General features: G+C 71.3%; 3 protein-coding genes. All 3 read right to left on the bottom strand.

Annotated elements, in window-relative coordinates; translation table 11 throughout:
* A partial coding sequence (locus AB0C29_RS43995; RefSeq protein ID WP_360833693.1) for a DMT family transporter occupies window positions 1-752 on the bottom strand: 752 nt, incomplete at its 3' end.
* Window positions 753-787: 35 nt separating this feature from the next.
* On the bottom strand, window positions 788-1,612 hold the full coding sequence (locus tag AB0C29_RS43990) for a MetQ/NlpA family ABC transporter substrate-binding protein (RefSeq protein WP_360833691.1): 825 nt from the start codon (window positions 1,610-1,612) through the stop codon (window positions 788-790).
* Between the two features lie 14 nt (window positions 1,613-1,626).
* Complete coding sequence (locus AB0C29_RS43985) at window positions 1,627-2,283, bottom strand: methionine ABC transporter permease (protein WP_360833689.1); 657 nt, start codon at window positions 2,281-2,283, stop codon at window positions 1,627-1,629.
* Window positions 2,284-2,379: the final 96 nt, after the last annotated feature.

Here is a 2,379-nt window from a genome sequence, read left to right as displayed (position 1 = left end):
ACCCGGATCACCCGCATGTTGAGCACGAACGCCAGCCCGGTGCCGAGCGCGCCCAGCGCCAGCACGCACAGCACCACCTGCAGGGACAGCTGCGCCGGGGCCGGCGGCGCGCCGGCCAGCAGCGGCGCCAGCACGGCGAGCTGGGCCAGGGCCATCAGCAGCTGCCCGCCGGCGATCGACACCCCGGAGCCGGCCCGGCCGGCGATGAACTTCTTCTGGTACGGGATCGCGACGGCGTAACACATCGCCGCGCCGAAGCACATGAGCTGCCCGGTGAGCTGCGAGCCGCCGAGGTCGCGCCAGACGCCCAGCACCACCAGCACGCCCAGGAAGCCGGTCGCGATGCCGGCCACCCGGCGCGGGGTCAGGGCCTCGGTGCGGAAGACGAGCACCGCCAGCGGCAACGCGACCAGTGGGGTGGCCGCGTTCCAGATGCCGGCGAGCACCGAGGAGACGCGCTGTTCGCCGTACCCGAAGAGGGTGAAGGGCACCGAGACGCCCAGCGCGGCCACGACCGCCAGATGGCCCCACAGCCGGGCGTCGCGGGGCAGCCGGTCGCGGGTCACCGCGAGCACGATCAGCAGGACCGCCGTGCCCGCGGCGACCCGGGCGAAGGTGAGCCACAGCGGATGCAGCTCACGGACGCCGACCTTGATGAACAGGAAGCTGGTGCCCCAGATCGCGGCGAGCGCCAGATAGCTCGGCAGCCAGTCGCGGGGGTGGGCCGTGTCAGGGGCGGTAGGGCTACGCACCCCTGACACTCTGCCGCATGGGTACGACACTTCGCTCAGAAGGCCGCCAGCACCGAACCCTGGTACTTGTCGGCGATGAACTTGCGGACCTCGGGCGAGTGCAGCAGCTTCTCCAGCTTGACCACCCGCGCGTCGCCCTCGTCGCCGGTGCGCACCACGACCAGGTTCGCGTACGGGTTGTCCTTGCCGTCCTCCAGGGCGAGCGCGTCCTGCGCCGGCTTGAGCCCGGTCTCGATCGCGTAGTTGCCGTTGATCACCGAGAGCGCGGTGTCCTCCAGGCTGCGCGGCAGCTGGGCCGCCTCGAGCGAGGAGAACTTGAGGTTCTTCGGGTTGGTGGCGATGTCCCGCTCGGTCGCCTTGACGCCGACGCCGGGCTTGAGCGTGATCAAGCCGTTCCGGGCGAGCAGGTTGAGGGCCCGGCCGGAGTTGGACGGGTCGTTCGGGATTGCCACGACCCCGCCGGCCGGCACCTCGGCCAGCGACTTGACCTTCTTGGAGTAGACGCCCAGCGGCTCGATGTGCACCGGCTTGAGCGCGGTGAACTTGTAGCCCTTGGCCGCGACCTCCTCCTCCAGGTACGGCACGTGCTGGAAGTAGTTGGCGTCGATCTGCTTCTCCCGCAGCGCGACGTTGGGCTGGATGTAGTCGTTGAACTCGACGATGTCGAGCTTGAGGCCCTCGGCCGCGGCCAGGTTGTCCTTGACGTAGGTGAGGATCTCGGCGTGCGGGACCGGGCTGACCCCGACCTTGAGGGTGTCGTCGCCGGCGGACCCGGCGGCGTCATCGGACCCGCCGCACGCGGCCAGGCCCAGGACGAGACCGGTCGCGGTGAGCAGGGTGGCGAGCAAGCGGCGGCGCATGAGGTGGTGCCCTTCTATCGGTGGGAGAGGCGCCGGACGACGACGTCGCCCAGCGTTTGGACGGCCTGGACGAGCACGACGAGCACGACCACCGTGGCGATCATCACGTCGGTCTCGAAACGCTGGTAGCCGTAGCGGACGGCGAGGTCACCCAGTCCACCGCCGCCGACCACGCCGGCCATGGCGGAGTAGCCGACCAGCGCGACGACCGTGATCGTCAGCCCGGCGACGAGTCCGGGACGGGCCTCGCGGAGCAGGACCTTGCCGACGATCTGGCGGCGGGACGCACCCATCGCCACGGCGGCGGCCACGACGTCACCGGGCACCTCACGGATCGCCGTCTCGACGATCCGGGCGTAGAACGGGATGGCGCCGATGGTCAGCGGCACGACCGCGGCGGTGGTGCCGATGGTCGTGCCGACCACCGCGCGGGTGAACGGGATGACCGCGACCAGCAGGATGATGAACGGCAGCGACCGGCCGATGTTGACGACCAGGCCGAGCAGCGCGTTGACCGGCCGGGCGGCCAGCAGCCCGCCGCGGTCGGTGAGCACCAGCAGGATGCCGACCAGCAGTCCGCCGACCGCGGTGAGCAGGGCGGAGAAGCCGACCATCCAGGCCGTTTCCCGTACGCCGGTCCAGAGCAGCTCGGAAAGCTCAGGGAAGGTCATCGCCCCGCCTCCGTCACCAGGGCGCCGCGCTCGCGGAGGTGGCGCAGGGCGGCGGCGTTGTCGTCGGCGCTGCCGGGCAGGGCCAGGCGCAGCCGC

Source organism: Actinoplanes sp. NPDC048791, assembly GCF_040650095.1.
Lineage (GTDB): Bacteria > Actinomycetota > Actinomycetes > Mycobacteriales > Micromonosporaceae > Actinoplanes.
The sequence above is the reverse complement of the archived record's forward strand: the minus strand, read 5'-3'. Positions and strand labels throughout refer to the sequence as shown.

Excerpts from the sequence above, each read along its gene's own strand:
- AB0C29_RS43990 (WP_360833691.1), bottom strand. The coding sequence starts at position 1,612 with ATGCGCCGCCGCTTGCTCGCCACCCTGCTCACCGCGACCGGTCTCGTC.
- AB0C29_RS43985 (WP_360833689.1), bottom strand. The coding sequence starts at position 2,283 with ATGACCTTCCCTGAGCTTTCCGAGCTGCTCTGGACCGGCGTACGGGAA.